Here is a 23,290-nt window from a genome sequence, read left to right as displayed (position 1 = left end):
GCAAGGTTGATATCAAACCGCCACGCCATACGAGCTTGCCAATGACCCTAAACCACCTGCAAAGCCTTGACCCACAGCACGGAATTTCCACTCGCCATTGTGTTTGTACAATTCACCAAAAATCATCGCGGTTTCGGTTGAGCTGTCTTCTGACAAGTCATAACGAGCCACTTCGCTACCGCCGTTGCTATTCACGATACGGATATAGGCATCACCCACTTGACCAAAGTTTTGGTTACGAGCCTGACCGTCATAAATTACCGCACAAAATGCGATTTTGCTAACGTCTGCAGGCACTTTGCTCAAATCTACTTTGATAACTTCGTCATCGCCATCGCCTTCACCTGTGCGGTTGTCGCCTGTGTGTTCAACTGAACCGTCTGCTGATTTTAAGTTGTTAAAAAAGATAAAGTCACTGTCAGCACGCACTTTGCCAGCATCGTTCAATAAAAATGCAATCGCATCAAGGTCAAAGGCTTGACCGTCTGTGGCACGAGGATTCCAACCTAAGCCGACCGTCATTGCGGTTAAAGTTGGTGCTTCTTTTGATAGGTTTACGTTACCGCCTTTGGTTAAGCTAATTGCCATATTTTTTTCCTTTAATGTTTAAAAATGGAGGTTAAAATTGATTAAAAAGCGTTTAAAAACACAAAAAATTGTGTCTGACTAAGGTAAAACAAAATGTAAATTTTCGCAAGGTTCTGATGTTATTTTTTGCCAAAATTGTGTTGTATAAATGTATCTTTTATCAACTGATGTTTACCAATGATGGTGAACTTTTACAACAACCATTCAATTGGTAATTTTGCCATGAGCCAGACCATGCCACGCTCGAAAGCGGTGGTGTGTGGTTCGTTGTGGTATTCTACCCATTGCCCATTTTCAAAGGTTTGCCATCGCAAATTGCCGTGGTTACCCAGTGACACATGATAGCTATTTTCGCCAAGAGCTTGCTGTAGTCGTTGTGCCAACTGCTCGGCAATCTGTGGATTTTCAATGATGATGCCCATTTCGGTATTCAGATTTGCTGAGCGTGGGTCAAGGTTATACGAGCCGATAAATAACCGTTCACGGTCTATCTCAAAGGTTTTGGCGTGTAGACTCGTGCCTGTATGTCCCGTCAGATAGGTATCTTTGATGTTTCCGATACCGATATCGGGTTTTAACTCATTGATTTTTATGCCATTTTCTAGCAATAATTTGCGGTATTTGGCATAACCTGAATGCACGATTTTAACATCGGTGGCACTCATGGCGTTGGTCAAAATTTGGATATCAATCCCTTGTTTGGCAAGTTGGATGAGGTGATTTGCCCCTGTTTTGGTTGGGATAAAATAAGGTGATACAATTGTCAAGTTTCGTTGTGGATTGCCCATATTGTCAAAAATTAACTGGGAGATTAACGCTTGCTTGTTCAAATGATTTAGCGTTTTTCGTGGATTATCGCTGACGAGTTTGGCCGTTGCCCAATCAAAAGTTAAGCGGTTATTTTGTACTTGTTCGGTAAAATCAAGCTGTTGTAATGATGTCAAATATTGCTGTTCAATCTGTTGAAATTTGGGATTTTGCCGTTGTTGGGTTTGTAATAATTGTTGCAAAATATCGTTTTGACTGGCTTTGTTTTCGGTGTATTCACCAAGCAAACTTTTATCAATAATTTGCCCAAGTGGATACGCCGATGCACTGTTCCAATAACGGTCAAAATCTTGCGAAATCTCTGGAACAATATGCCCAATTAGCAAGGTGTCAAGGTCGGCAAACACAGGATTGCCCGCCACATGAAAATACTCATCGCCGATATTGCGTCCCCCTGTGATGCTGATTTGGTTGTCAGCGGTCATGGATTTGTTGTGCATTCGGCGGTTTAAACGGGAAAAATTTGCCAAAAATCCCAAACTGCGAATTTGCCGATATTTGTTGGGATTATACAGTCGCACCTCAATATTTGAGTGTTTGTCTAATGCCAACAAAATCGTGTCCAAACCCTTGGTGTTATTGTCATCGAGCAATAGCCGTACTCGTACGCCACGTTCGGCAGATTGTTGAATGGCTTGGAATAATAACACGCCTGTCAAATCTTTTTTCCAAATATAATATTGAATATCAAGGGTTTTTTTGGCATTTTTGGCAAGCATCAACCGACTGGCGAACGCATCTTTACCATCATTGAGCAGGTATACCCCTGTTTGGTTAGGATGCGTGTCGTTAAGTTGTTGTAATAGCGGATGCACCATCTCGTCATTGACAGCGATGTGGTAACTGCTGGTGTGAGTATTAGGTGGTAATTTACCAAAATAATAAATGCCAATTTGCGCCAACACGCACACCGCCATTAATGCAAAAAAATGTTGGCGTGTCGGTGTATAACTTGGTAAATCATTGAATAAATTTTTTAAATTATTTTTAAAAAATTGACAAAAATTTGACAAACTAAAACCTGGCATCAATCACCACGCTTAATCAAATTGTCGTGCCAAAAATTGCACGGTGCGGTCTTTGGCTTTTTTGACGGCTAATTTTTGGTTATTGCCAAGTAATAGCTTGATTTGCCAAATTTTTTCGTTGTACAAAGCGGTCGTAGATTGACGGTACATACGATTAATGACACGTTTGCTGGCAAGCATGGCATCAGGCGAACGCTCGGCAAGTTCCGCGACTAGCTTGTCGGCAAGTTCTAGCGGATTAGCCGAAATTTGTGAAATAAAACCATATTGTAAAGCGGTGTCAGCATCAAAAGTACGTGCGGTCATCGCAAGGATTTTTAGGGTGTCAGGGGCAATGCCAATCGCCGACTGGGTCAGTCCCATATCAGGCACTAAGCCCCATTTGCTTTCCATAATCGCAAATTGACAATCAGGCGTGGCAAATCGCACATCGCACGCCATTGCCAACTGCAACCCTGCCCCGATACAATGCCCATGCACCACGGCAATCACAGGTACACCAAGCTCTCGCCACAGCAGACACACCTGTTGATAAGTACTTAATGTCGGTTTGATGAGTTGCCAAGCGACTTTGCTGATATTTTTGGGATTGTTCAAATCGCCCAAATCTATCCCTGCACAAAAACTTTCGCCATCGCCTTGCAAAATCACCGCTCGTACATCGTGCCACGTTTGGATTTGTTTGGCAACCCAAATTAACTTGTCCATCATCGCAAAGCTTAGGGCATTGCGTTTGTCGGCTCGTTGTAAACTTACTCTCACGCTATTGTGCTTGCCAAGTTCAATGTGAACAAAGGGGGCAAGTGTTTGATTGGCATCGGCAATCCGCTCGCTTAGCGATTTTGGCGTTGTGTGAGTTTTGGTAAAATGTTGGCAAATCTGGGTAATTGGCAAAGCAAAAGGCAACGTTGGCATAGGACACCATTTGGCAAAAAGACAAAAATCATTAATCATCATGAATAGTTTTGATTAAAAATGATTAATGATATTGTTGGTTAAAATTTGGTGAAAAGGTATTATTTCACTCGCACACGGTATTTGACAGTGGCGACTTCATTTAAGCCCAAGCCTGCGATATCCCATTGCACCGCTTTATAATATTGCATTGGCAAATCTTGCAAAACGCCGTTGATATTGGTTTTTAGTGGCATATTTTGGAATTTGACACCGTCAGCACTGCCTTTGGCACGCGTAGGGGATAGCCCTTCGAGGCTCAGTAATTCAGTGTTGGCAGGTATATCAAGGGTTACCGTGACGTTACGGATGCGTTCTGGACTTTTGTTGGTAATATAACCGTGATATTCAATCACATTGCCCGATGTGAGCTTAGTTTGGGCAGTGATTGGGCTAAGGACTTGTTGCCCTTGGGCATCGGTTGACAATGCAGATGCCAAAATACGGGTTTCTAACTGTACATTTTGGGTTGGTGACGTGTTTTGCACAGGGTTAGCGTTCATGTCGGTGGTTGCCATCCCTGACACAGGCATTACCGCTAGGGCTTGGGTGCTAACGCCTGCTAACAATCCTGATAATGCTAAGGCAGGCAAGGCAATTTTGTGAAAACGTTTCATAAAAAAACTCCGTTAAGCGTTTTGTAAATTTCAAACTACATTAAAATTGAAAAAAAGACACCATAGCATACCAAAAAATCACTGCAAACACACCTATAACTTCGCATTTACTGACCGCTTTTAACAAATAAAAACAGCTTGATGAAATTTTGTAATAATTTTGCTTGTGTTTTTGTGAAAATTTGGTAAGTTATCGTTTTCAATTTTATTTTTTTGTTAACCATTATGTCAAACAAAACGCCCCAAGTCACCGAGACCACACAGTCAATCATCCATGCTACCGAGGGCTTTAGCCAATATGTACAATGGTTTCGTCATGTAGCCCCTTATATTAATACACATCGTGGTAAAACCTTTGTCATTATGTTTGACGGTGATGCGGTATTACACCCAAATTTTGGGCATTTAATTCATGATTTTGCGTTACTGCAAAGTCTCGGCATTCATTTGGTTTTGGTACATGGAGCAAGACCGCAGATTGAGGCTAATTTAGCATTACTGAACATTGACCCAAGTCAAACACCTTTGTATCATGACGTGCGGGTTACCCCAAAAGATGCGTTGCCTGCGGTGATTAATGCGATGGGGGCAATTCGTTTACAAATAGAAGCCCAACTATCAATGGGTTTGGCAAATTCGCCCATGCATGGGGCAAAAATAGACGTGGTGTCAGGCAATTTTGTAACCGCTAAACCGTATGGCGTGCGAAGTGGCGTGGATTATCAGTTTACAGGGGAGGTGCGTCGCATTGACCGTGATGCCATTGAGCCTAACTTGGCAAATGGGCATATCGTGCTATTAAGTGCCATGGGCTATTCGGCGACAGGCGAGATGTTTAACCTATTGGTAGAAGACGTGGCAGTACAGACGGCGATTGGTTTACAGGCAGATAAATTAATTTTTTTGCAAAAAGCATTAGGCATTTATTCGTCTTTTAACAGCCAAAAAGCAACCCTAATCCGAGAAATTAGCCAATCACAAATTGAACAATTATTGCCAACGGTGTCAACGCACGCCAAAACATTGTTAAGATTTGCTAATCAAGCCTGTGAGCAAGGCATTGAACGTACCCATGTGTTATCGTATGCCAATAATGGGGCGTTACTTGCCGAATTATTTAGTCGTGATGGTTCAGGGACGTTGATTACCCAAGGAGCGTATGACCATATCCGCCCTGCACAGATTAGTGATATTGTTGGTCTGCAAAAACTGCTTGCTCCCTTAGAACAACAAGGGATTTTGGTCAGACGCTCCCAAGAAAGACTTGAAAGTGAATTAAATTATTTCTCAATCATAGAACGAGATGGCATGGTGATTGGTTGTGGTGCATTGTATCCACTCATAGCAGATGACGGCTCACACCACCAAGCCGAAATCGCCTGTGTCGCCATTCACCCAGATTACCGTCAGGGCAGTCGTGGGGCGGATTTGATTGCTTTTTTGCAACAGCGAGCCATTGAACAACATCGCACTGAAATTTTTGTATTAACTACTCGCACCGCTCATTGGTTTATAGAATTAGGTTTTACTGAAATTCCTGCCAAAAACTTGCCAAGTCAACGTTTTGCTAGCTATGACCCACAGCGAAAATCCAAAGTTTTGTTTAAAAAATTATAATTTATTTTAAAAGAATGTTAAATAAAATGCAACTAACTGCCCCAAAACAACGCCAAGGCGAAAAATTTGAACAACTTGCGAATTGGTATTTACAAGCACAAGGCTTAACATTTGTTGGTAAAAATTGGCAATTTGCCCCCTTTGGTGAGCTAGATTTGGTGATGTTGGACAACCAGACCACACCGCCAACGCTCGTAGTTGTGGAAGTTCGCCAACGCAAACATAGCCAATTTGGTAACGCCTGCGACAGCATTACTGTGAGCAAACAACGCAAATTAATTCGCACGACCCAAGCCATGTTACAGCGACATCCTGAATTTGGCGACTATGACATTCGCTTTGATATTGTTAGTTTTGACGTGGCGTTATCGCAGGTGAATTGGCAACAGCCACCGATACCGACTTGGCTAAAATCAGCATTTATTGTTAGCCAATAATTTGTTAAAATAAACTTAACTTGATTAAAATTTTCAAAAATTGATAAAAAAGGTAAATACCATGTTTAAAAAAACACTAATCAGTCTGCTGATGATTAGCACATTTAGTCTAACTGCTTGTGATAAAATCAAAGCCATGACCGAAAAAACCGTCGCCTGTAATGACCCTGCGGTGCTAGACAGCATTGAAGCGACTTTACAAAAACAAATCTTGGCAGAAACCAAAAATTACCTACAATATACCGATGTGAACACCGATGTCGGTCTTATCAAACAAGCAGTCAGCCATTTAAAAGTGAGTGTAGACGACATCGGCAATCCACAAAAAGCCCCTGACAGCAGTAAAAATCTGTGCAATGCCACGTTGGTAATTGGTTTAAACAATGAGCTGTTGCAACGTGCCGAAGCCAACCGTAAAGCCAATGGTGAGCTACCAATTCAAGATTTTGCCTTTCGTCAAGACGTGGACCTGATGGGTGATCAATTGCAAAAAGCTGTAACTTATAGCACCCAACCGACTGCCACGCCTGATAAACCCACGGTAGAACTTACCAATGTGGCAGATTTGCAAACATTTGTTGCTAAAATTATTGTGGATGCGAGCCAACAGCCAAATAGTATGAACCAAGCGACCAAAATCGCATCCACTGTCGCCAGTACCCCAATCGTGGCATCAGCCGTCATTGCCCCTGCTCCAAGCGTAGCATCAGCCCCAACAAACCCAAATACCGCAACGCCAAACCCGTCAACCGTTGGGCCAGCAGGACAAGCAAGAGCCGAAGCCGATAAGGTGGATAATCACCAAGCAGAATTTGATAGCCAAGCAGTTAGCAAAGCGGAAATGTTAAAACTTGCTAAAGAAAAAGCCAAAGCCCAAGCCCAAGTGGACTTTAAACGCAAAGAATTTAATCAGTTATGGAACAGTGCCAGCCCCGACGCCCAAGCATCGCTCACCGATGACCAAAAACAATGGGTTGCCGACCGTGATGAAGCCTGTATCAGCGAAGCCCAAGAGGCCGAACCTGCCGAGCAAGAAACCGTGCGACTGCAATGCGTGGCACGTAAACTTGGCGAGCGTTATTACGAAGTGAAAGAGTATTTTGATAATTATGAATAATCATAACCAAAAAAGAAAGCCTATTGCAGGAGGTGGACAATAGGCTTTTGAGGTAAAAGGTAAAGTGATTGTTGTTATTATATCAATAAAATGGGGTAAGTTTTTATCATTTCAAGTAAAAAATGCTCATTTTCTGATAATTTTGGTATAAAAATGGCTTAAATGTTGCAAAATGATGAATAATTATCCGTTACATACTGCCAGTTGTTGTCACAAGTTACATTTTAAAATGTTAAAAAAAGTGATTTTGCCTTACAATGCCAACATTAAATTTTATTGATTATTTTTACTTTTAAATGCCAATTATTTTGGAACAACCGCATGACCGACCAATCGCCAAACTCTCAATCAATCGCCACGACCGCCACGCAACGCAGTATTTTTAACTTGCCAAATAATTTGACGATTGCCCGCATTGTGATGATACCGCTGTTTGTAGCGATTGCGTATTGGCCACCTGCCATGGGGATTAATCAGCCTGCGATTAGTGATAATGCGATTGCTAATATTGGGATGTATCATTTTAGCGATAGTTTGTTACGGCATTTTTTGTTGACATTTGTGTTTGTGCTGGCGGCAATTACCGATTGGTTAGACGGTTATTTTGCTAGAAAAATGAACCTAAGTTCGGCATTTGGACGGTTTCTTGACCCTGTAGCGGATAAATTAATGGTGGCTGCGGCGTTGATTATTTTGGTACAATGGCACCCTGATATTATCATGGCGATGTCGGCGATTGTGATTATTTCTCGTGAAATTGCGGTTTCAGCGTTGCGTGAATGGATGGCGGAACTGGGCAATCGCACGAGCGTTGCGGTGTCATATGTCGGCAAACTCAAAACCGCCTTTCAGATGATAGCGATTACGGTGTTATTGCTAAATTGGCAATCGCTCGAAAAAGTCGGCTACATGTTGATGATAATTTCGGTAATTTTGACTCTTTGGTCAATGATGATTTATCTAAAAGCGGCATGGCCGTATTTAAAACAAGCTTAACAATCACATCAAAAAGGAGAACACTATGCCAACATCAACGATTACTTATCAAGGCAGTTTACGCACCCAAGCTGTGCATCTGCAATCTAACAACAAAATTGTCACTGATGCCCCCACCGATAATCACGGTCGTGGGGAAGCGTTTTCACCGACAGATTTGTTAGCGACAAGTTTGGCTTGCTGTATGCTAACAGTTATGGGTATCAAAGCCGAGAGTATGGGATTAGATTTGACAGGCACGCAAGCGGATGTTGTCAAAATCATGGCAACTGACCCACGCCGAGTGGCACAAATTGACGTAATGCTGATAGTAAAAGGTGTAGCCACCGATAAAGACCAACAAATTTTGACAAATACCGCCCTAACCTGTCCTGTGGCAAAAAGTTTGCATCCAGATTTGCTCCAAAACGTCACTTTTAATTTTATCTAATAATGTTTTAAGTGACTGATTTTATTTGAGATTGGAGCTTTATTAGTGGGTTGTATAAATAAACCCACTTTGTGTTTTATTTGGCGATTTATTGTCGCAAATCTTGTAACGGTTTTGACATATTTTTCACGACTTTACCAGTAACACCCTGATAATACGCATAAATTTTTGGCAAATCTTCATCAATATTGCCAGTTGGGTAAAATAATGGCAAAAAGCGGATTTCTTTGCTAGGATAATCTATCGCCACAGGAAAAATCGGCACGCCAGCCCCAACCGCCAGATAATAAAAACCTGTTTTCCAGTTTTCGGTATAGCCACGAGTGCCTTCTGGTGCAAGCCCCAAAAACAATTGTTCTTCGCTGTTAAAACGGTCAATGCTGGCTTGCAGGGTTGAGCCTTTTTTCTCACGGTCAATGGCGATAATGCCCGCCCATCGCAAAAAATGGGACAAAATCGGTAGTTTAAATAATTCTTTTTTACCCATAAGTTTGATATCAACATCAAGGGCGAGTAAAGTTGGAATAGCAAACACGCCGTCCATGTTAGACGTGTGTGGCACGGCAAGCAGTACGGCTTTTTTGACGTTGGGTATTTCGCCAACGATTTTCCAACCCTTTGCTTTTAAAAAAGTTTTTGCGATTTTTGGGGCGATTGTACCGTTACGTTTTGGCACATTTTCGCCAATTTTATCTGGGTCAATTTCTGGTAAATTGTCTGAATTCATGGGTTTTTCCTAATAAATTTTACTTAGTTTATACAAGTGTAAACTCAAGTTCAAGTGTTTTTCCTACCCTTTAACCAATTCATAAAACTAAAACTTGCCTGTTCTTTTTGGTTGTCACCAAAGTGATAAAATTGCACATTGATGTTATCAGGCAAATAGCGTTGTGGATAATAATGATAGGGATAATCGTGCGGATAGACGTAATCCGCCCCATAGCCTGATTGCTTCATAAATGAAGTTACGCCATTACGCAAATGCAATGGCACAGGTGTGTTGTCATTTTCAGCAAATTTCATCGCATCATTGATTGCTTTATAAGTGGAATTGGATTTTGGCGAAGTTGCCAAATACACCACCACTTGCCCTAGAATAATTCGTGCTTCTGGCATTCCAATTTCTTTGACACTTCTTAACGCTGTATCCGCCAAAAGTAGGGCATTGGGGTTGGCAAGCCCAATGTCTTCACTTGCCAAAATCACAAGTCGCCTTGCAATAAATGCAGGGTCTTCGCCTGCGGTGAGCATTCTGGCAAGCCAGTACAATGACGCATCAGGCTCAGAGCCACGCACCGATTTTATCATCGCAGAAATCAAATCATAATGATTGTCACTATTTTTATCATAGCGAACTAACGCTTGCCCTGAAACTTTACTAATACTGTCAAAATCAATCACAATCGGCTCACCTTGATAGGCATAAATCGCCAATTCTAATAGATTTAATGCCTTTCTTGCATCGCCTTGGGCTAATTGATAAATCGCTTTGACATCGTGCAAAATGATGGATAATGGTTTTAATTTTTCATCAATCGTTATCGCACGTTGCAACACTTGCAAAATTTCATCATCGCTTAATGCTTCTAGCTGATACACTTGACAACGTGATAACAAGGCATTATTCACGCTAAAAGATGGATTTTCGGTGGTTGCCCCAATTAAGGTAATTTGTCCGCTTTCTACCGTCCCCAAAAGTGCGTCTTGTTGGGCTTTATTAAAACGGTGAATTTCGTCCACAAATACCACAGGCGACTGGCTAAATAATCCGTCATCGGTCGTTAAGACTTCTCGCAATTCTTTGACACCGCTATTGATGGCGGATAAGGGGCGAAATTCTCGTCCCACGCTATCTGCCAACAAATTTGCGATTGTGGTTTTGCCAATGCCTGCATTACCGTGCAAAATCATTGACGGTAAATAACCCTCACGCACCATTTTGGTAATGGGGGCATTTTCACCCAATAAATGAGTCTGTCCGATAATATCCGCTAGGACTTTTGGGCGAACCCTTTCTGCTAAGGGGATTGAACTGGTTAAATAAGCCATTTTGGGGTCTTAAGAAAAATAAAACGATGAACTAAAAATACTGTCAGCAACAGACCGCCAAAAACAATCAACCATAAAAGCCCATCTTTTTCATAATCAATCATACCATTAAAAACTATCATAAAAGCAACCATAATCGTCAATTTTATTGTATGATAATGTTTGATTTTTTGATTAAACCTTAACTCACGCCGACAATGCTCACAATGATAAATTTGCTTGGATTTTTGTATAATACGTTGCGATTGGAAATGTGGACAATGACAGGCAAAGAGATAAAAATTATCTTCCAAATTTTCTCTATACACTTGATGTTTGGAGTTGGATTGTATGTCAGACAAACTATCCACACTTTGAAAAATCGGATTGCCAGAGAGATTATAAAACTCTCTTTTGTTCACATCTATCCCAAACCAACACACCAAAAATACCATAACACCAATCATCAGCGTTGAAATTAGCGTAAAACCCACAAAATCATTAATATAACCGCTTAAACCTTCCATTGCCACGATTATCGCACAACAAATCAGCAAAAGTTTATAATATTTTTTAAAATAATTTTTTACAAACTCAAAAAAACTTTGATTTTCCAATACTTTGGTCAAAGGATTAACCAAGATATTTTTTTTGCAATACGGACAAAAAACCATGCCTTGATGACTTTCTACGCAATCAAAACTTTTTCCACAATCAACATGCGGACAAGTACGAGATTTAACAACAAATAAATTATCTACCAATCTATCCAACCTTACCTCCCATTTTGACAACGTTTACCAAAAATTTGCATATATTTTCCACTTTTTTATCAACTATTCAATTAAAACTTAGCATAACACAAAACGTCTAAAATTCAACCGTTAAATATGTTAAAATAAATACCGTATTTTCACCAATTATTAAGAAAAGATAACAAATATGTCAATTTTTCGTTTTTTTGAAAACCGTTTAAATCCCTATCCTGATGACGATTACCAGTTACCAACCGACAATTTTTTAAAATTTTTATGGGCGTGTAGCAAGGGCTTGCGTGGTTGGCTATTTGCCTTGATGTTTTTCACTGCTCTGATTGGTATTTACGAGTCTTTGCTATTTGCATGGATTGGCAAAATTGTGGACTGGCTAGGCACTTACACGCCCACGCAACTGATTGCCGAAAAAGGCAACGATTTAATGCTGATGGCAGGCGTGTTAATCGTCAGTCCGTTGGTGGTTATGCTTAGTTCATGGATACATTTTCAAACCCTTCAAGGTGTATTTCCCATGCAAATGCGGTGGCGATTTCACCGACAAATGCTCGGTCAATCCATGCAGTTTTATCAAGATGAATTTTCTGGGCGAGTGTCCTCAAAGGTGATGCAAACTGCCTTGTCTGTGCGTGATACCATCATGAGCATTGCCGATATGTTTGTTTATGTTATTGTCTATTTTGTCAGTAGTGGCGTGATTTTGGCGAGTTTGGATAATTGGTTGTTACTGCCATTTTTGCTGTGGTTAGCGATGTTTATCACAACCATTGGCTATTTTATCCCAAAATTAAAACAATCCGCCAGTCGTCAAGCAGACGCAAGGGCATTGATGACAGGGCGGATTACCGATGCCTATGCCAATATCATGACGGTAAAGTTATTTAGCCATTCTCGGCGAGAGTTAAGCTATGCCAAAGATGCCATGAGCCAATTTATGACAACTGTCCATGACCAAATGCGTTGGGTGAGCAAATTGGAAGTGATTATTCATACTATCAGTGTGGTTTTGGTGTCTAGCACGGTGGGGATTGGCTTGTATCTGTGGTTTTATCAGGGTTTAAGCGTGGGAGCGATTGCGGCGGCAACGGCAATGGCACTTAGATTAAACGGCTTGACCCATTGGATTATGTGGCAAACTGCCAGTTTGTTTGAACATATTGGCACGGTGCAAGACGGCATGAAAACCTTGTCAAAACCGCATACCATTGTTGATAAACCAAACGCTGATGAATTGACCGTAAAACATGGCAATATTGTGTTTGACAATGTCAGTTTTAGTTATGGTAAAAATCAAGAAATTAAACTGTTAGATAATTTTAATTTAACAATTAAAGCAGGTGAAAAAGTTGGCTTAGTTGGTCGTAGCGGTGCAGGAAAATCCACCTTAGTTAATCTGTTATTGCGTTTTTATGATGTGAATGCTGGCAAAATCAGCATTGACGGACAAAATATTGCCAATGTCAGCCAACAAAGTTTACGCCAACATATCGGCATGGTAACCCAAGACACGTCATTATTACACCGCACCGTGCGAGAAAATATCAATTACGGTCGCCCAACTGCCAGCGAAGATGAGATTATCCAAGCCACTAAACAAGCCCATGCGTTTGATTTTATTAATAATCTTGCTGATGCCAAAGGCAATCAAGGTTTGGATACACAAGTGGGCGAACGTGGTGTAAAACTCTCTGGCGGACAACGCCAACGTATCGCCATTGCTCGTGTGATGTTAAAAAATGCCCCAATTTTATTGCTTGATGAAGCAACCAGTGCGTTGGATAGCGAAGTAGAACACGCCATTACCGAAAGCTTAAATGAAATGATGTCAGGCAAGACGGTGATTGCCATTGCTCACCGATTATCAACCATTGCGTCTATGGATAGGCTTGTCGTTATGGATAAAGGCAAAATTGTGGAAATGGGTAGTCATGATGAATTATTGCAATTAAATGGCGTATATGCCAAACTATGGGCGAGACAAAGTGGCGGATTTTTGGGTGAAGAGTTGGGGGAATACTAAGTGCTAAAAACCTTTTTCGCTACTCTAAACGTATTGCAATGTGCTTCTACCACATCATCAAGATTGGTAGAATAACCACCACCCATGGTAACGGCTATCGGTATGCCATACTGTTTAGCCGTTGTAAATACAATCTTATCACGTTCAGCACAGCCCTGCCTTGTCAAAGCCAATTTCCCCAAAACATCTTTCGCAAGCACGTCCACCCCTGCCAAAAACAACAGCATATCAGGTCGAACTTGTTTGATTAATATTTCTAAGGTTTTATTTAACCGTTCTAAATATTCATCATCACCCGTACCGTCCGCTAAATCAATGTCCAAATCAGACAATTGTTTACGGAACGGATAATTTTTCGCACCATGCATACTAAAAGTAAACACACGTTCATCATTGGCAAAAATATGAGCCGTGCCATTGCCCTGATGTACGTCCAAATCTATGATAAGGATTTGTTTACTAAGTCCTTGATTTAACAAAAGATTGCTAGTAATTGCAAAATCATTCAAAATGCAAAACCCTTCACCATGGTCGGCAAACGCATGATGCGTACCGCCTGATGTACTCATCGCCACGCCATACTGTTTGGCATATAACGCACATTGATAACTGGCACAAGCAATCGCTCTCTCTCGTGCTATCAACCGTTCAGACAACTCAAAACCGATAGCTCTGGCGTCTTTTTTGGGTAAAGTCAAATTTTTTAACTGTTGCCAATATTCAGCCGTATGCGTAGTTAAAATCTCGGCTTCACTTAACGATTTTGGCAAAAAAATCTGCTCATGTGTGATGGTGCTTTCTGCTAACAGACGCTTGGGGATTTCGTCATATTTTTGCATAGGAAAGCGGTGCTTGTCTGGCACAGGGTGATTAAATAGCGGTGAATGGGCGATTTTTAACATAAAAATCAGATTTGTTTACCGAGTGTTCTAGCTTTTTCGCTGATACCACTTTGTTGTTGTTCATCATTGATTTCGGCACATTTATTGGGGTCGTTACCACAAAATTGGCAAAACTCATCGCCCATTAGGGTTGCCACGCCACCGCATGAGCCTTTTAGCGGTTGTTTTTTAACCATATAACCAATACCCATAAACAAAAAAAACAGCCCAAATACGGTAAATGTAATCAAAAATAGGGGTAAAAATTGGATTAACATAGTCGTTCTCAATCTGTCAATTATTTATAAATAAAGTCAATTTAACATCAAATTTGCCAATTTGCAACTCGTTTTAAGCCTTTTTACTGTGCAAAATCGCACTGCTAATCGTTGAGCTAATTACCAAAAACACGCCAACAGCAGTGAGCCATTGTAGGTTTTCGCCCAAAATCAGCATCGCCGACAAGACGCCAAATACAGGCTCAAGCGGAATAACCATGGCGGACATTTTGGCAGGCGTGTATTGCAAGCCCTTGTTAAACAGCCAATAAGCCAACCAGCTACACGCCACGCCAAGATATAGCACCGCCCCCACGGCAAGCGGTTGCATAGGCTTTAAAAAAATGCTCCAACTTTGGGTAAAAATTAGGGTAAATGGCACGCAAGCCACCGCCCCAAGCACCAAAATCGCTGATGTATAGATGCTTGCGTCAATCTTTTGCATCACATCTTTGCCCCAAAACATAGAAAACACAAACGCCAAACCTGCCAAAATCAACAGCAACGAGCCAAACACACTCACCGTACCATCTGAGCTACCACCTGCCACCAACAAAATAATGCCAAAAAACGCCAAACCACCTAACGCCCAATCATACCAATAATTTTTTTGCCCAAAAAATAATGCCCCAACTAACATGACAAATAATGGCTCAGCCCCGACAATCGTTACCGCACTAGACGCTGATGTGTATTTTAAGCCGACAAACTGTAACATTAACGCAATCGGAAAATTTAACACCGCCAACCACCACAATTTTTTGCGTAACGCCTTATCAAGGCGGTGGTAATGTTTGACAAAAATCGGTAAGGCAATCAGCCCTGCAATCAACAGGCGAAACTGCACTGTGAGTACTGGGTCAATGGCGGTGTAGGCGTATTTACCTGCGGTAAATGAGCTTGCCCAAATCAATAATGCCAAAATCATGTACCACATTTTACACAGCCTATTTTTTATTTTTTGTTAAAAAATTTATTAGAAAAAGTTGTTTATATCCAATAAAATCAGTTATCACAAATATTCATCAATGTGCTATTTGACAAAAGCAACAAACTCAGTTATGTTAACCACTAAATGGGATAAAAAAGGTTATAATTATGTCATATATCACGTTAGATAACAATATTGATGATTGATATTTGCCAATAACTAAACCCATGTAAACCCTAAAAAAAGGAAATCTTATGCGAATTTTAAACAGCCAAAATCCAAGGTTTAATAAGGATTTAAGCGATTTACTTGCTTTTGAAACCGTCAATGACCCACAATTGCTCTCAACCGTAGATGACATTATCGCCAAAGTGCGACAAGGGGGTGATGATGTGATTTTAGCATTGACCCAAAAATTTGACAATCACCCTGCCAAAACCTTTGATGCGTTAATCATTTCTCAAGATAAGCTAAAAACTGCTTTTGATAATTTAAACGATGATGTCAAAACAGCGTTACAATTATCGGCAAATCGTATTAAAAGCTTTCACAAAAAACAGTTACAACAAAGTTGGACTTATACCGATGATTTAGGTAATACGTTGGGGCAAAAAGTTACGCCTTTAGACAAGGTTGGTATTTATGTACCGGGTGGATTGGCAAGCTATCCATCATCTGTCTTGATGAATGCCATTCCTGCCAAAGTGGCTGGTGTGGGCGAGATTATCATGGTCGTGCCTGCCCCAAATGGTGAGTTAAATCCACTCGTTTTGGCAGCCAGTTATTTGGCAGGGGTGGATAAAGTATTTACCATTGGTGGGGCTCAAGCGGTGGCAGGACTTGCATATGGGACACAAAATATTCCAAAAGTGGACAAAATCACAGGGCCGGGTAACAAATATGTGGCGTGTGCCAAACGTGCGGTATTTGGTCAGGTGGGTATTGATATGATTGCAGGGCCGTCCGAAGTGCTTGTTTATGCTGAAGGGGTGGCTAGTGATAGAGCGGATTGGCTTGCCATGGATTTATTATCGCAAGCAGAGCATGATACGGTAGCACAGGCGATTTTTGTAACCACCAGTGAAACATTATTAAAAGACGTTAAACAAGAGATTGAAAAAGCTTTGCAATATTTGCCAAAAGCAGACATTGCCAAAACTGCCATAGCCAATCGTGGGGCATTAATTTTGGTAAAAGATAGACAACAGGGCGTTGATGTGATTAATCAAATTGCCCCAGAACATTTAGAATTGTCCGTTAATGACCCAGAAAATATGCTAGACAACATTCGCCATGCAGGGGCAATTTTTATGGGGCGTTATACCCCTGAAGCGATTGGTGATTATTGTGCAGGTCCAAACCACGTGTTGCCAACATCAGGCACAGCCCGTTTTAGCTCACCGCTTGGGGTGTATGATTTTCAAAAAAAATCTTCTATCATTCATTGTAGCGAACAAGGTAGCCAAGGGCTCGCCAAAACTGCAGGCATTTTGGCAATAGAGGAAAACTTAGAAGCTCACGCTTTGTCAGCCAAATATCGTTTACAATAACGGATAAAAGAAAAACCACAAAAAAGTCATTGATTTTTTTGTGTGATTTGTTATTGTATGCGGTCTAATATCAAAATTTTCACCCATTTAATCACAAAATCACCTTATGATAGAACTTTTCACCGACCCGTCTGCATGGTTGGGACTTTTCACCCTTGTCATACTTGAGATTGTACTCGGCATTGACAATTTAGTATTTATCGCCATTTTAGCCAATAAGCTACCGCCACAGCAACGTGCCAAAGCCCGTAATTTGGGCTTAGGCTTAGCCCTTATTATGCGGTTGATTTTACTGTCCATGATGTCATGGCTGATTACGCTGACTGACCCATTGGTGAGTTATGGTAATTTTGACTTATCGGTGCGGGACGTGATTTTGATTGTGGGTGGGGTATTTTTGTTATTTAAAGCCACTCACGAACTGCATGAACGCTTAGAGGGCAAACCTGAAAATGTGAGCGAAAGCCAAGTGTATGCAGGGTTTTGGGCGGTGGTCGCTCAGATTGTGATTTTGGATGCGGTGTTTTCTTTTGATGCGGTGATTACCGCTGTTGGCATGGTAAAACACCTTGAAATCATGATGACAGCGGTGATTATTGCCATGGGTGTGATGATAATCGCTGCCAAATCTTTGACCGAATTTGTCGGCAAACACCCAACGGTAGTGATTTTGTGTTTAAGTTTTTTACTCATGATTGGCTTTAGCTTAATCGTAGAAGGCTTGGGCTTTCATATTCCAAAAGGCTATTTATATGCGGCGATTGGTTTTTCTATTTTGATTGAAATGTTTAACCAATTTGCCCAACGTAACCGCACCAAATACGAAAATCAAATCCCAATCCGTGATAGAACGGCCGATGCGATTTTAAAACTCATGGGCGGAAAAACCCAACAAGAAAACACATTAACAGAAAATACCGAAAAACCTTTTGACGTGGATAGCCTACCCTTTGCTCAAGAAGAACGCTATATGATTAGTGGGGTTTTGGCGTTAAATGACCGTGATGTTCAAACCATCATGACCCCACGCACCGAAATTTCTTGGGTAAATATTAACGCAAGCCCTGACGAAATCCGCTCGCAACTATTAGATACACCACACAGCCTATTTCCTGTATGCCGTGATAATATTGACAAAGTGCTGGGCGTGGTGCGTGCCAAAGATATTTTAGCCCTGCTAGAAAGTGGTGAAACAGACATTGACACCGCCATAAAACCGCTACTTGCCAAACAGCAACCCGTATTTGTCTCTGAAACCATTGATAACCTAAAGTTATTAAATATGTTAAAAAATGCCAAAGGCAACCTTGCGATGGTGATTGATGAATATGGACAAGTGGCAGGCTTGGTAACACCGCTTGATGTGCTTGAAGCGATTGCAGGTGAGTTCCCTGATGAAGATGAGACCCCAGAAATCATCAAACAAGGCGATGATTGGTTGGTTGAGGGTACAGCCAGTTTACATCAGTTACGCTTAGAGCTGGATAATCCTGACTTTTTGATTGATGCTGACCAGTTTACCATTGGCGGTTATATTATTTCGCAACTGGCAGATATGCCACAGCTTGATGACAAAATTGAGATTGAAGGGTTTTTGTTTACCATTTTGGAAACGTCGCAATCACGCATTTTAAAATTAAAAGTGGAGCAAATGTCTTGATGATGTGATTTTTTTACCAAAAAAAATTCCCAACATCAAATTGGGAATTTTTATTTTCAACACGCACTTACTGGGTACTGGCAAGCACTCGTTTGCCAAAAATCACCAAAGTCGCCACAAATAAGAAAAGACCGATAAACTCACCTGTGGTTTCCCAGTTTTCCAAGCTTAGGGCTAATGGTGCATCCGAGCCACCTGCTGTTACTGACCCTGCGATGATAAACGCCAAAATCACACCAATCAAACTTTCGCCAACAATCAAGCCTGCGGCAAACAAGGTGCCTGTACGCTCTACATTTTTTAGGTTGGTTTTGCGGTTGCTATCGGTGCTGTGTTTTTCCACACGAGATTTAACCCACCATGCCAAAACCGTACCGATAAAAATCGGCATATTGACTGAAGGTGGTAAATAAATCCCCATACCTACCGCCAAAACAGGCAAGCTATAACGAGCATTTGAGCTTTTACGAAGCATTAAATCCACAACAATCAATGCCACGCCAATGGCTACACCCATTAAGATATAGTTCCATTGCAAATTATGGGCAAAAATCCCTTTAGCAATGGTCGTCATCAAGGTCGCTTGCGGTGCTCCCAAGGCTTGCGACTCGTCCATACCCGCACGAGGCATCGCCCCTGTAAAACCGTAAGCGTTGTACAATAAATCAAGCACAGGGGCGATAACCACAGCACCCACCACACAGCCAATAATCAAGGCAACTTGCTGACGCCATGGCGTGGCTTTTACCAAATAACCTGTTTTTAAATCTTGCAAATTGTCATTGGAAATCGTTGCCACACACAATACCGCCGAACCACAAAATAACGCCAATGCAGTGACAAACTGTCCATCAGCTTGCGTCAATAAATCAGGGTTCATATTGCCAATCACCAAAAGCACAAGCGAGATAACCACGATAGAGATGATACCAATGCCTGAAATCGGACTTGATGACGAGCCAACCAAACCTGCCATATATCCACACGCCGCCGCCACCAAAAAGCCAATGCCAAAAGTCAAAACGGTACAAACAATTACCAAGAGCCACGCAAGTCCTGCAGGCAAGCTACTATCCGCCACAAATTGATAAAAAGTCACCGCCAAAATCAGCGTCATACCCGCCATATAGCCAATCATCGCCTTAGGCGATAAATCCTGCTCGGTGCGGTGTAGCCCTACATTATTGCCACTTTTTAAGGCACGCACCGACAGTTTTAGTCCTTCAAGCATCGGTTTCATCAAGGTAATCAGCGTCCAAATCGCCGCAATGCCAATCGTCCCTGCCCCAATAAAACGTACTTTTTCTTTCCAAATTTGCATGGCAAAGGGTATCATTTCTACATCAGCAGGTTGCACGGTTTGACTGGTAAATATCGGTACAGCAACGCCCCACGCAATAAAAATCCCCAGCAAAATCGCAATACCGCCTGCCAAACCAACCAAATACCCCGCTCCTAGCAAAGCAACTGAAAAACCCATTGGCAACTGAAAAATCGCACCGCCTGCCTTAAACCAAACACTTGCTGCATCGGATGACACCTTTAATGCATTGGTCAAAAAGCTGATAGCCCCTGCCAACAACACTCCAATACCAATCTCTTTAATGCCTGTATTTTGTTCAGCATGGGCTTGTATCACATTGCCGTCATCATCCTCTACAATGCCTTCACCTGCCTTTAAAATCTCAGCCGCCGCCACGCCCTCAGGATAGGGTAAATCACTATTGACCACCATGGCATAACGCAAAGGAATGGTAAAAATTACCCCCAAAATACCGCCTCCGATACACAAAAAAGCGGTCTGCCAAAACGGAAAACCTGTCCAATAACCCACCATCAATAACGCAGGCAACATAAAAATAATGGACGACAAGGTCCCTGCTGCCGATGCTTGGGTCTGCACCATATTATTTTCCAAAATATTACTGTCTTTGGCAAATTTTAAAATCGCCATAGAAATCACCGCTGCAGGAATGGCGGATGCAAAAGTCAGCCCCACTTTTAGCCCCAAATAAAGATTTGAAGCAGTAAATATAACGGTGATGAATGCCCCTAGAACCATACCACGAAGCGTTAGCTCACGTTGGTTGGCGTAGGGGTCTCGTTCCATTGCTTTTGTCATCAGTTTTTCTCCAAAATAAGTAACCTAAAACCCGCCAATTATACGCAATTTTTGCTAGTTTGTCGCTTTTTTTATCAATTTTTGTGATGTTAAAATCAAAAAATTAACAATTATCTGTTTTTTATTAATCACGCATATTTTGGGTAAAATTATTCTTGTAAAATATCTGCAAAACTACCACCAACCGCAGTTGCCAATGCCACAGGTGACAACTCAATTTCCAAACCACGCCGTCCTGCACTACAAAAAATTGTGCCAAAATTTTTGGCAGTTTCATCAATGACCGTTGGCAATCGCTTTTTTTGTCCAAGCGGACTGACGCCACCCAACACATAGCCTGTCGTACGTTCTACTAGTTTTGGCTCAGCCATTTGAACTTTTTTACAGCCCAACGCTTTGGCGATTTTTTTTAAATTTAACAAATGTTGCACAGGCACGCACGCCACGGCTAATTTGCCATGCTCATCTTGCACGACTAAGGTTTTAAACACTTGAGCAGGATTTACCCCAAGTTTTTCAGACGCTTCTAGCCCATAGCTGTCAATATTTGGGTCGTGTTCGTACTCATGCAAACAAAAGTCTAGTTTTAAGTTTTTGGCGGTGCTAACAGCAGGCGTCATTTTTTTTCCCAGTTTTCATAAAAATTATTAAATAGTTTATCAAAATATTTTTAAATAAAAAACCAGCTCAAATTGAACTGGTTGATTGTTAAACTTAAACAAAGTGAAAAAAAGCCAAATCTTAGCTATTTTTTGAGACCATATAGTCAACGGCAGATTTAACTTCATCATCAGAGGCGTTACTCCCCCCTTTAGGTGGCATTGTACCTGATTTACCTGTAAAGCCTTCAATCGCATGTTTGTAAAGGGTGTCTTTACCTTGTGCGATACGTGGTGCCCAGTTGGCTTTATCACCTGATTTTGGTGCACCTAACAAGCCGGCTTCATGGCAGGTTTTACACGTGGTGTTGTATAATTTTTCACCCACCGCACTGTCGCTTGCGGTTGTAGTCGCCGTAACGGTTTCGCTAGATGATGTTGTCGCTGTTGCGGTGGTCGCAGGGGCAACTGATGCGACAGGGGTTGCAGACTCTGTGGCTTGTGGAGCAGGGTTATTTGCACGGGCGATTTCGCCTTGCTCTGCGGCGATATCTTCAGTTGGGTGATGAGCGGTTTCATGCTTGTTACAGGCGGTTAGGGTCATGCCCATTGCCAAAAGACTTGCCATTAAAACGGATAATTTTGCCATGGTGATATCCTCAAAAAAAGATTTAGCGGTTGGCTATAAAATGGTTAAAGCAGGCTTATTATAACACTTTTTTTAACGTGTTACAGCATTGTAACCCTAAAACCCCAATCTTGAAAAGGATTTTTCACCAAAAACCACAAAATTTTAGCAAAAATCGTTGAAATCATCAAAAAGATTGACTTTTTTTGTCAAAAATGCTAACATTTTCGTCTATTTTTATATTTTATCCTAATCTGAGCTGATGCCTTATAGGGCGTGCAAGGCTAAATAACTTACTATACAGCCAGATTAATGTTCCTTGCCCACTCAACTTTTAGACTTAAAGGAGTCTTCATGCCAGCAGTTAAGGTAAAAGAAAACGAACCTGTTGATATCGCTATCCGCCGTTTTAAACGTGCGTGTGAAAAAGCAGGTATTTTAGCAGACGTTCGTAAACACGAATTCTACGAAAAACCAACCCAAGAGCGTAAACGCAAAAAAGCGGCTGCGGTAAAACGTTACAAAAAGAAAGTATCTCGTGAATCTATCCGCACCACGCGTCTTTACTAATTTGGCGTGATGTATTAACATTATTGCAAAATATGAAGATGATAAAAGCCACTTTTGTTAAAGTGGTTTTTTTTTGAAAAAAATTTTAAAGCTGTTAAAAAAGGAGCTCAAAATGTCCGCCCTAAAAGATACCCTTAACGAAACCGTAAAAACCGCCATGAAAGCCCGTGAGCTAGAAAAAGTCAAAGTGCTACGCAATGTGCAAGCGGTGATTAAGCAAATTGAAATTGACCGCCAAACTACCCTTGATGATGCGGGGGTGCTAGAGATTTTACAAAAACAAACCAAACAACGCCAAGAGTCGTTGGCAATTTTTACCGCCAATGGACGAGAAGATTTGGCACAAAAAGAACAGTTTGAAATTGATGTGATTAGCGAGTTTTTGCCCCAAGCGATGAGTGAAGATGAAGTGGTGGCGTTGGTGAATGCCGAAATCGCCAAGCAAGGGGCAACTTCTATGCAACAAATGGGCAGTGTCATGAATGCGTTAAAAGTGCAGACTGCAGGACGTGCCGATCCAGCGATAATTTCAAAATTGGTAAAACAAGCCCTACAAGGTTAATTTTGTTAAATTTTTGCTTAAGCAAAAAAAATCTCAACACTTGGTTGAGATTTTTTTTGAGAAGATAAAATGGCTG

Annotated in this window: 23 protein-coding genes; 10 read left to right on the top strand and 13 right to left on the bottom strand. The window is 41.3% G+C overall.

Annotated features, from left to right (window positions below):
- Positions 1–12: 12 nt before the first annotated feature.
- The 4 genes from A3G3_RS0111360 to A3G3_RS0111340 form a co-directional block, all read right to left on the bottom strand.
- Positions 13–588 carry a TerD family protein gene (locus tag A3G3_RS0111360; RefSeq protein ID WP_019520644.1) on the bottom strand — a complete coding sequence of 192 codons (576 nt, stop codon included), beginning with the start codon at positions 586–588 and terminating at the stop codon, positions 13–15.
- Positions 589–779: 191 nt separating this feature from the next.
- The gene (locus A3G3_RS0111350) at positions 780–2,444 is read right to left on the bottom strand and encodes a phospholipase D family protein (RefSeq protein ID WP_019520642.1); all 1,665 of its coding nucleotides are present in this window, start codon (positions 2,442–2,444) and stop codon (positions 780–782) included.
- A gap of 12 nt (positions 2,445–2,456) precedes the next feature.
- A complete protein-coding gene (locus A3G3_RS0111345; RefSeq protein WP_156802165.1) occupies positions 2,457–3,359 on the bottom strand; it encodes a crotonase/enoyl-CoA hydratase family protein in 903 nt (300 codons plus the stop codon).
- A 101-nt stretch (positions 3,360–3,460) separates the two neighbouring features.
- Positions 3,461–4,015: a hypothetical protein gene (locus A3G3_RS0111340; RefSeq protein ID WP_019520640.1), complete on the bottom strand. Its 555-nt coding sequence runs from the start codon at positions 4,013–4,015 to the stop codon at positions 3,461–3,463.
- 225 nt (positions 4,016–4,240) lie between these two features.
- Between A3G3_RS0111340 and argA the strand changes: the two genes are divergently transcribed.
- From argA to A3G3_RS0111310, 5 genes are all read left to right on the top strand, one after another.
- The gene (gene argA, locus A3G3_RS0111335; protein WP_083908874.1) at positions 4,241–5,632 is read left to right on the top strand and encodes an amino-acid N-acetyltransferase; all 1,392 of its coding nucleotides are present in this window, start codon (positions 4,241–4,243) and stop codon (positions 5,630–5,632) included.
- Between the two features lie 26 nt (positions 5,633–5,658).
- Positions 5,659–6,069 carry a YraN family protein gene (locus A3G3_RS0111330; RefSeq protein ID WP_019520638.1) on the top strand — a complete coding sequence of 137 codons (411 nt, stop codon included), beginning with the start codon at positions 5,659–5,661 and terminating at the stop codon, positions 6,067–6,069.
- Positions 6,070–6,130: 61 nt separating this feature from the next.
- The gene (locus A3G3_RS14140; RefSeq protein WP_019520637.1) at positions 6,131–7,186 is read left to right on the top strand and encodes a lysozyme inhibitor LprI family protein; all 1,056 of its coding nucleotides are present in this window, start codon (positions 6,131–6,133) and stop codon (positions 7,184–7,186) included.
- A gap of 321 nt (positions 7,187–7,507) precedes the next feature.
- Positions 7,508–8,182 carry a CDP-diacylglycerol--glycerol-3-phosphate 3-phosphatidyltransferase gene (gene pgsA, locus A3G3_RS0111315; protein ID WP_019520635.1) on the top strand — a complete coding sequence of 225 codons (675 nt, stop codon included), beginning with the start codon at positions 7,508–7,510 and terminating at the stop codon, positions 8,180–8,182.
- Between the two features lie 25 nt (positions 8,183–8,207).
- Positions 8,208–8,612 (top strand): OsmC family protein, encoded by a 405-nt coding sequence (locus A3G3_RS0111310; RefSeq protein ID WP_019520634.1) that lies wholly within the window; start codon positions 8,208–8,210, stop codon positions 8,610–8,612.
- Between the two features lie 88 nt (positions 8,613–8,700).
- Here A3G3_RS0111310 and A3G3_RS0111305 read toward each other — a convergent pair whose 3' ends face one another.
- Genes A3G3_RS0111305 through A3G3_RS14135 form a run of 3 tightly spaced genes read right to left on the bottom strand, consistent with a single transcriptional unit; the run spans position 8,701 to position 11,434 of the window.
- Positions 8,701–9,339, bottom strand: a complete 639-nt coding sequence (locus A3G3_RS0111305) for a lysophospholipid acyltransferase family protein (protein ID WP_019520633.1) — start codon at positions 9,337–9,339, stop codon at positions 8,701–8,703.
- Positions 9,340–9,389: 50 nt separating this feature from the next.
- Entirely contained in the window at positions 9,390–10,661 is a 1,272-nt protein-coding gene (locus A3G3_RS0111300; protein ID WP_019520632.1) for a replication-associated recombination protein A, read from the bottom strand.
- Positions 10,649–11,434: a hypothetical protein gene (locus A3G3_RS14135; protein WP_169333209.1), complete on the bottom strand. Its 786-nt coding sequence runs from the start codon at positions 11,432–11,434 to the stop codon at positions 10,649–10,651. Before A3G3_RS14135 ends, A3G3_RS0111300 begins: the two co-directional genes overlap by 13 nt.
- A 148-nt stretch (positions 11,435–11,582) precedes the next feature.
- Between A3G3_RS14135 and A3G3_RS0111290 the strand changes: the two genes are divergently transcribed.
- Positions 11,583–13,433: an ABC transporter ATP-binding protein gene (locus A3G3_RS0111290; RefSeq protein ID WP_019520630.1), complete on the top strand. Its 1,851-nt coding sequence runs from the start codon at positions 11,583–11,585 to the stop codon at positions 13,431–13,433.
- Here the strand turns inward: A3G3_RS0111290 and A3G3_RS0111285 are convergent.
- From A3G3_RS0111285 to A3G3_RS0111275, 3 genes are all read right to left on the bottom strand, one after another.
- Positions 13,430–14,335, bottom strand: coding sequence for a histone deacetylase family protein (locus A3G3_RS0111285; RefSeq protein ID WP_019520629.1), 906 nt, complete (start codon positions 14,333–14,335; stop codon positions 13,430–13,432). The genes A3G3_RS0111290 and A3G3_RS0111285 overlap by 4 nt on opposite strands.
- Positions 14,336–14,340: 5 nt before the next feature.
- On the bottom strand, positions 14,341–14,592 hold the full coding sequence (gene nqrM, locus A3G3_RS0111280; protein WP_019520628.1) for a (Na+)-NQR maturation NqrM: 252 nt from the start codon (positions 14,590–14,592) through the stop codon (positions 14,341–14,343).
- Between the two features lie 73 nt (positions 14,593–14,665).
- On the bottom strand, positions 14,666–15,529 hold the full coding sequence (locus A3G3_RS0111275; RefSeq protein ID WP_019520627.1) for a DMT family transporter: 864 nt from the start codon (positions 15,527–15,529) through the stop codon (positions 14,666–14,668).
- A 248-nt stretch (positions 15,530–15,777) separates the two neighbouring features.
- On the opposite strand from A3G3_RS0111275, the gene hisD reads away from it, so the two are divergent.
- Complete coding sequence (gene hisD, locus A3G3_RS0111270; RefSeq protein ID WP_019520626.1) at positions 15,778–17,073, top strand: histidinol dehydrogenase; 1,296 nt, start codon at positions 15,778–15,780, stop codon at positions 17,071–17,073.
- Positions 17,074–17,179: 106 nt separating this feature from the next.
- Positions 17,180–18,733 carry a TerC family protein gene (locus A3G3_RS0111265; protein ID WP_019520625.1) on the top strand — a complete coding sequence of 518 codons (1,554 nt, stop codon included), beginning with the start codon at positions 17,180–17,182 and terminating at the stop codon, positions 18,731–18,733.
- 67 nt (positions 18,734–18,800) lie between these two features.
- On the opposite strand, the gene A3G3_RS0111260 is transcribed toward A3G3_RS0111265, so the two are convergent.
- The 3 genes from A3G3_RS0111260 to A3G3_RS0111250 all read right to left on the bottom strand — a co-directional run bounded on the left by A3G3_RS0111260 (position 18,801) and on the right by A3G3_RS0111250 (position 22,103).
- Complete coding sequence (locus tag A3G3_RS0111260; protein WP_019520624.1) at positions 18,801–20,855, bottom strand: OPT family oligopeptide transporter; 2,055 nt, start codon at positions 20,853–20,855, stop codon at positions 18,801–18,803.
- 149 nt (positions 20,856–21,004) lie between these two features.
- A complete protein-coding gene (gene ybaK, locus A3G3_RS0111255) occupies positions 21,005–21,475 on the bottom strand; it encodes a Cys-tRNA(Pro) deacylase (RefSeq protein ID WP_019520623.1) in 471 nt (156 codons plus the stop codon).
- Between the two features lie 121 nt (positions 21,476–21,596).
- A complete protein-coding gene (locus A3G3_RS0111250; RefSeq protein ID WP_026213012.1) occupies positions 21,597–22,103 on the bottom strand; it encodes a c-type cytochrome in 507 nt (168 codons plus the stop codon).
- A gap of 333 nt (positions 22,104–22,436) precedes the next feature.
- Here A3G3_RS0111250 and rpsU point away from each other — a divergent pair, with 333 nt between their 5' ends.
- Positions 22,437–22,652, top strand: a complete 216-nt coding sequence (gene rpsU / locus A3G3_RS0111245) for a 30S ribosomal protein S21 (protein ID WP_009766941.1) — start codon at positions 22,437–22,439, stop codon at positions 22,650–22,652.
- A gap of 112 nt (positions 22,653–22,764) precedes the next feature.
- Positions 22,765–23,214 (top strand): GatB/YqeY domain-containing protein, encoded by a 450-nt coding sequence (locus A3G3_RS0111240; protein ID WP_019520620.1) that lies wholly within the window; start codon positions 22,765–22,767, stop codon positions 23,212–23,214.
- Positions 23,215–23,290 lie beyond the last annotated feature (76 nt).

Source organism: Moraxella boevrei DSM 14165 (assembly GCF_000379845.1).
In the GTDB taxonomy this organism is placed as follows: domain Bacteria; phylum Pseudomonadota; class Gammaproteobacteria; order Pseudomonadales; family Moraxellaceae; genus Faucicola; species Faucicola boevrei.
This window is presented reverse-complemented; position numbering and strand designations above follow the sequence as displayed.

What these genes read in the sequence shown, in the direction of transcription:
- nqrM (WP_019520628.1), bottom strand. Translation starts at nt 14,592, where the DNA reads ATGTTAATCCAATTTTTACCCCTATTTTTGATTACATTTACCGTATTT.
- rpsU (WP_009766941.1), top strand. Translation starts at nt 22,437, where the DNA reads ATGCCAGCAGTTAAGGTAAAAGAAAACGAACCTGTTGATATCGCTATC.
- A3G3_RS0111310 (WP_019520634.1), top strand. Translation starts at nt 8,208, where the DNA reads ATGCCAACATCAACGATTACTTATCAAGGCAGTTTACGCACCCAAGCT.
- A3G3_RS0111290 (WP_019520630.1), top strand. Translation starts at nt 11,583, where the DNA reads ATGTCAATTTTTCGTTTTTTTGAAAACCGTTTAAATCCCTATCCTGAT.
- argA (WP_083908874.1), top strand. Translation starts at nt 4,241, where the DNA reads ATGTCAAACAAAACGCCCCAAGTCACCGAGACCACACAGTCAATCATC.
- A3G3_RS0111260 (WP_019520624.1), bottom strand. Translation starts at nt 20,855, where the DNA reads ATGACAAAAGCAATGGAACGAGACCCCTACGCCAACCAACGTGAGCTA.
- A3G3_RS0111250 (WP_026213012.1), bottom strand. Translation starts at nt 22,103, where the DNA reads ATGGCAAAATTATCCGTTTTAATGGCAAGTCTTTTGGCAATGGGCATG.
- A3G3_RS0111285 (WP_019520629.1), bottom strand. Translation starts at nt 14,335, where the DNA reads ATGTTAAAAATCGCCCATTCACCGCTATTTAATCACCCTGTGCCAGAC.
- A3G3_RS14140 (WP_019520637.1), top strand. Translation starts at nt 6,131, where the DNA reads ATGTTTAAAAAAACACTAATCAGTCTGCTGATGATTAGCACATTTAGT.
- pgsA (WP_019520635.1), top strand. Translation starts at nt 7,508, where the DNA reads ATGACCGACCAATCGCCAAACTCTCAATCAATCGCCACGACCGCCACG.
- A3G3_RS0111360 (WP_019520644.1), bottom strand. Translation starts at nt 588, where the DNA reads ATGGCAATTAGCTTAACCAAAGGCGGTAACGTAAACCTATCAAAAGAA.
- A3G3_RS0111305 (WP_019520633.1), bottom strand. Translation starts at nt 9,339, where the DNA reads ATGAATTCAGACAATTTACCAGAAATTGACCCAGATAAAATTGGCGAA.
- A3G3_RS0111340 (WP_019520640.1), bottom strand. Translation starts at nt 4,015, where the DNA reads ATGAAACGTTTTCACAAAATTGCCTTGCCTGCCTTAGCATTATCAGGA.
- A3G3_RS0111345 (WP_156802165.1), bottom strand. Translation starts at nt 3,359, where the DNA reads ATGCCAACGTTGCCTTTTGCTTTGCCAATTACCCAGATTTGCCAACAT.
- A3G3_RS0111300 (WP_019520632.1), bottom strand. Translation starts at nt 10,661, where the DNA reads ATGGCTTATTTAACCAGTTCAATCCCCTTAGCAGAAAGGGTTCGCCCA.
- A3G3_RS0111240 (WP_019520620.1), top strand. Translation starts at nt 22,765, where the DNA reads ATGTCCGCCCTAAAAGATACCCTTAACGAAACCGTAAAAACCGCCATG.
- A3G3_RS0111265 (WP_019520625.1), top strand. Translation starts at nt 17,180, where the DNA reads ATGATAGAACTTTTCACCGACCCGTCTGCATGGTTGGGACTTTTCACC.
- hisD (WP_019520626.1), top strand. Translation starts at nt 15,778, where the DNA reads ATGCGAATTTTAAACAGCCAAAATCCAAGGTTTAATAAGGATTTAAGC.
- A3G3_RS0111350 (WP_019520642.1), bottom strand. Translation starts at nt 2,444, where the DNA reads ATGCCAGGTTTTAGTTTGTCAAATTTTTGTCAATTTTTTAAAAATAAT.
- ybaK (WP_019520623.1), bottom strand. Translation starts at nt 21,475, where the DNA reads ATGACGCCTGCTGTTAGCACCGCCAAAAACTTAAAACTAGACTTTTGT.
- A3G3_RS0111275 (WP_019520627.1), bottom strand. Translation starts at nt 15,529, where the DNA reads ATGTGGTACATGATTTTGGCATTATTGATTTGGGCAAGCTCATTTACC.
- A3G3_RS0111330 (WP_019520638.1), top strand. Translation starts at nt 5,659, where the DNA reads ATGCAACTAACTGCCCCAAAACAACGCCAAGGCGAAAAATTTGAACAA.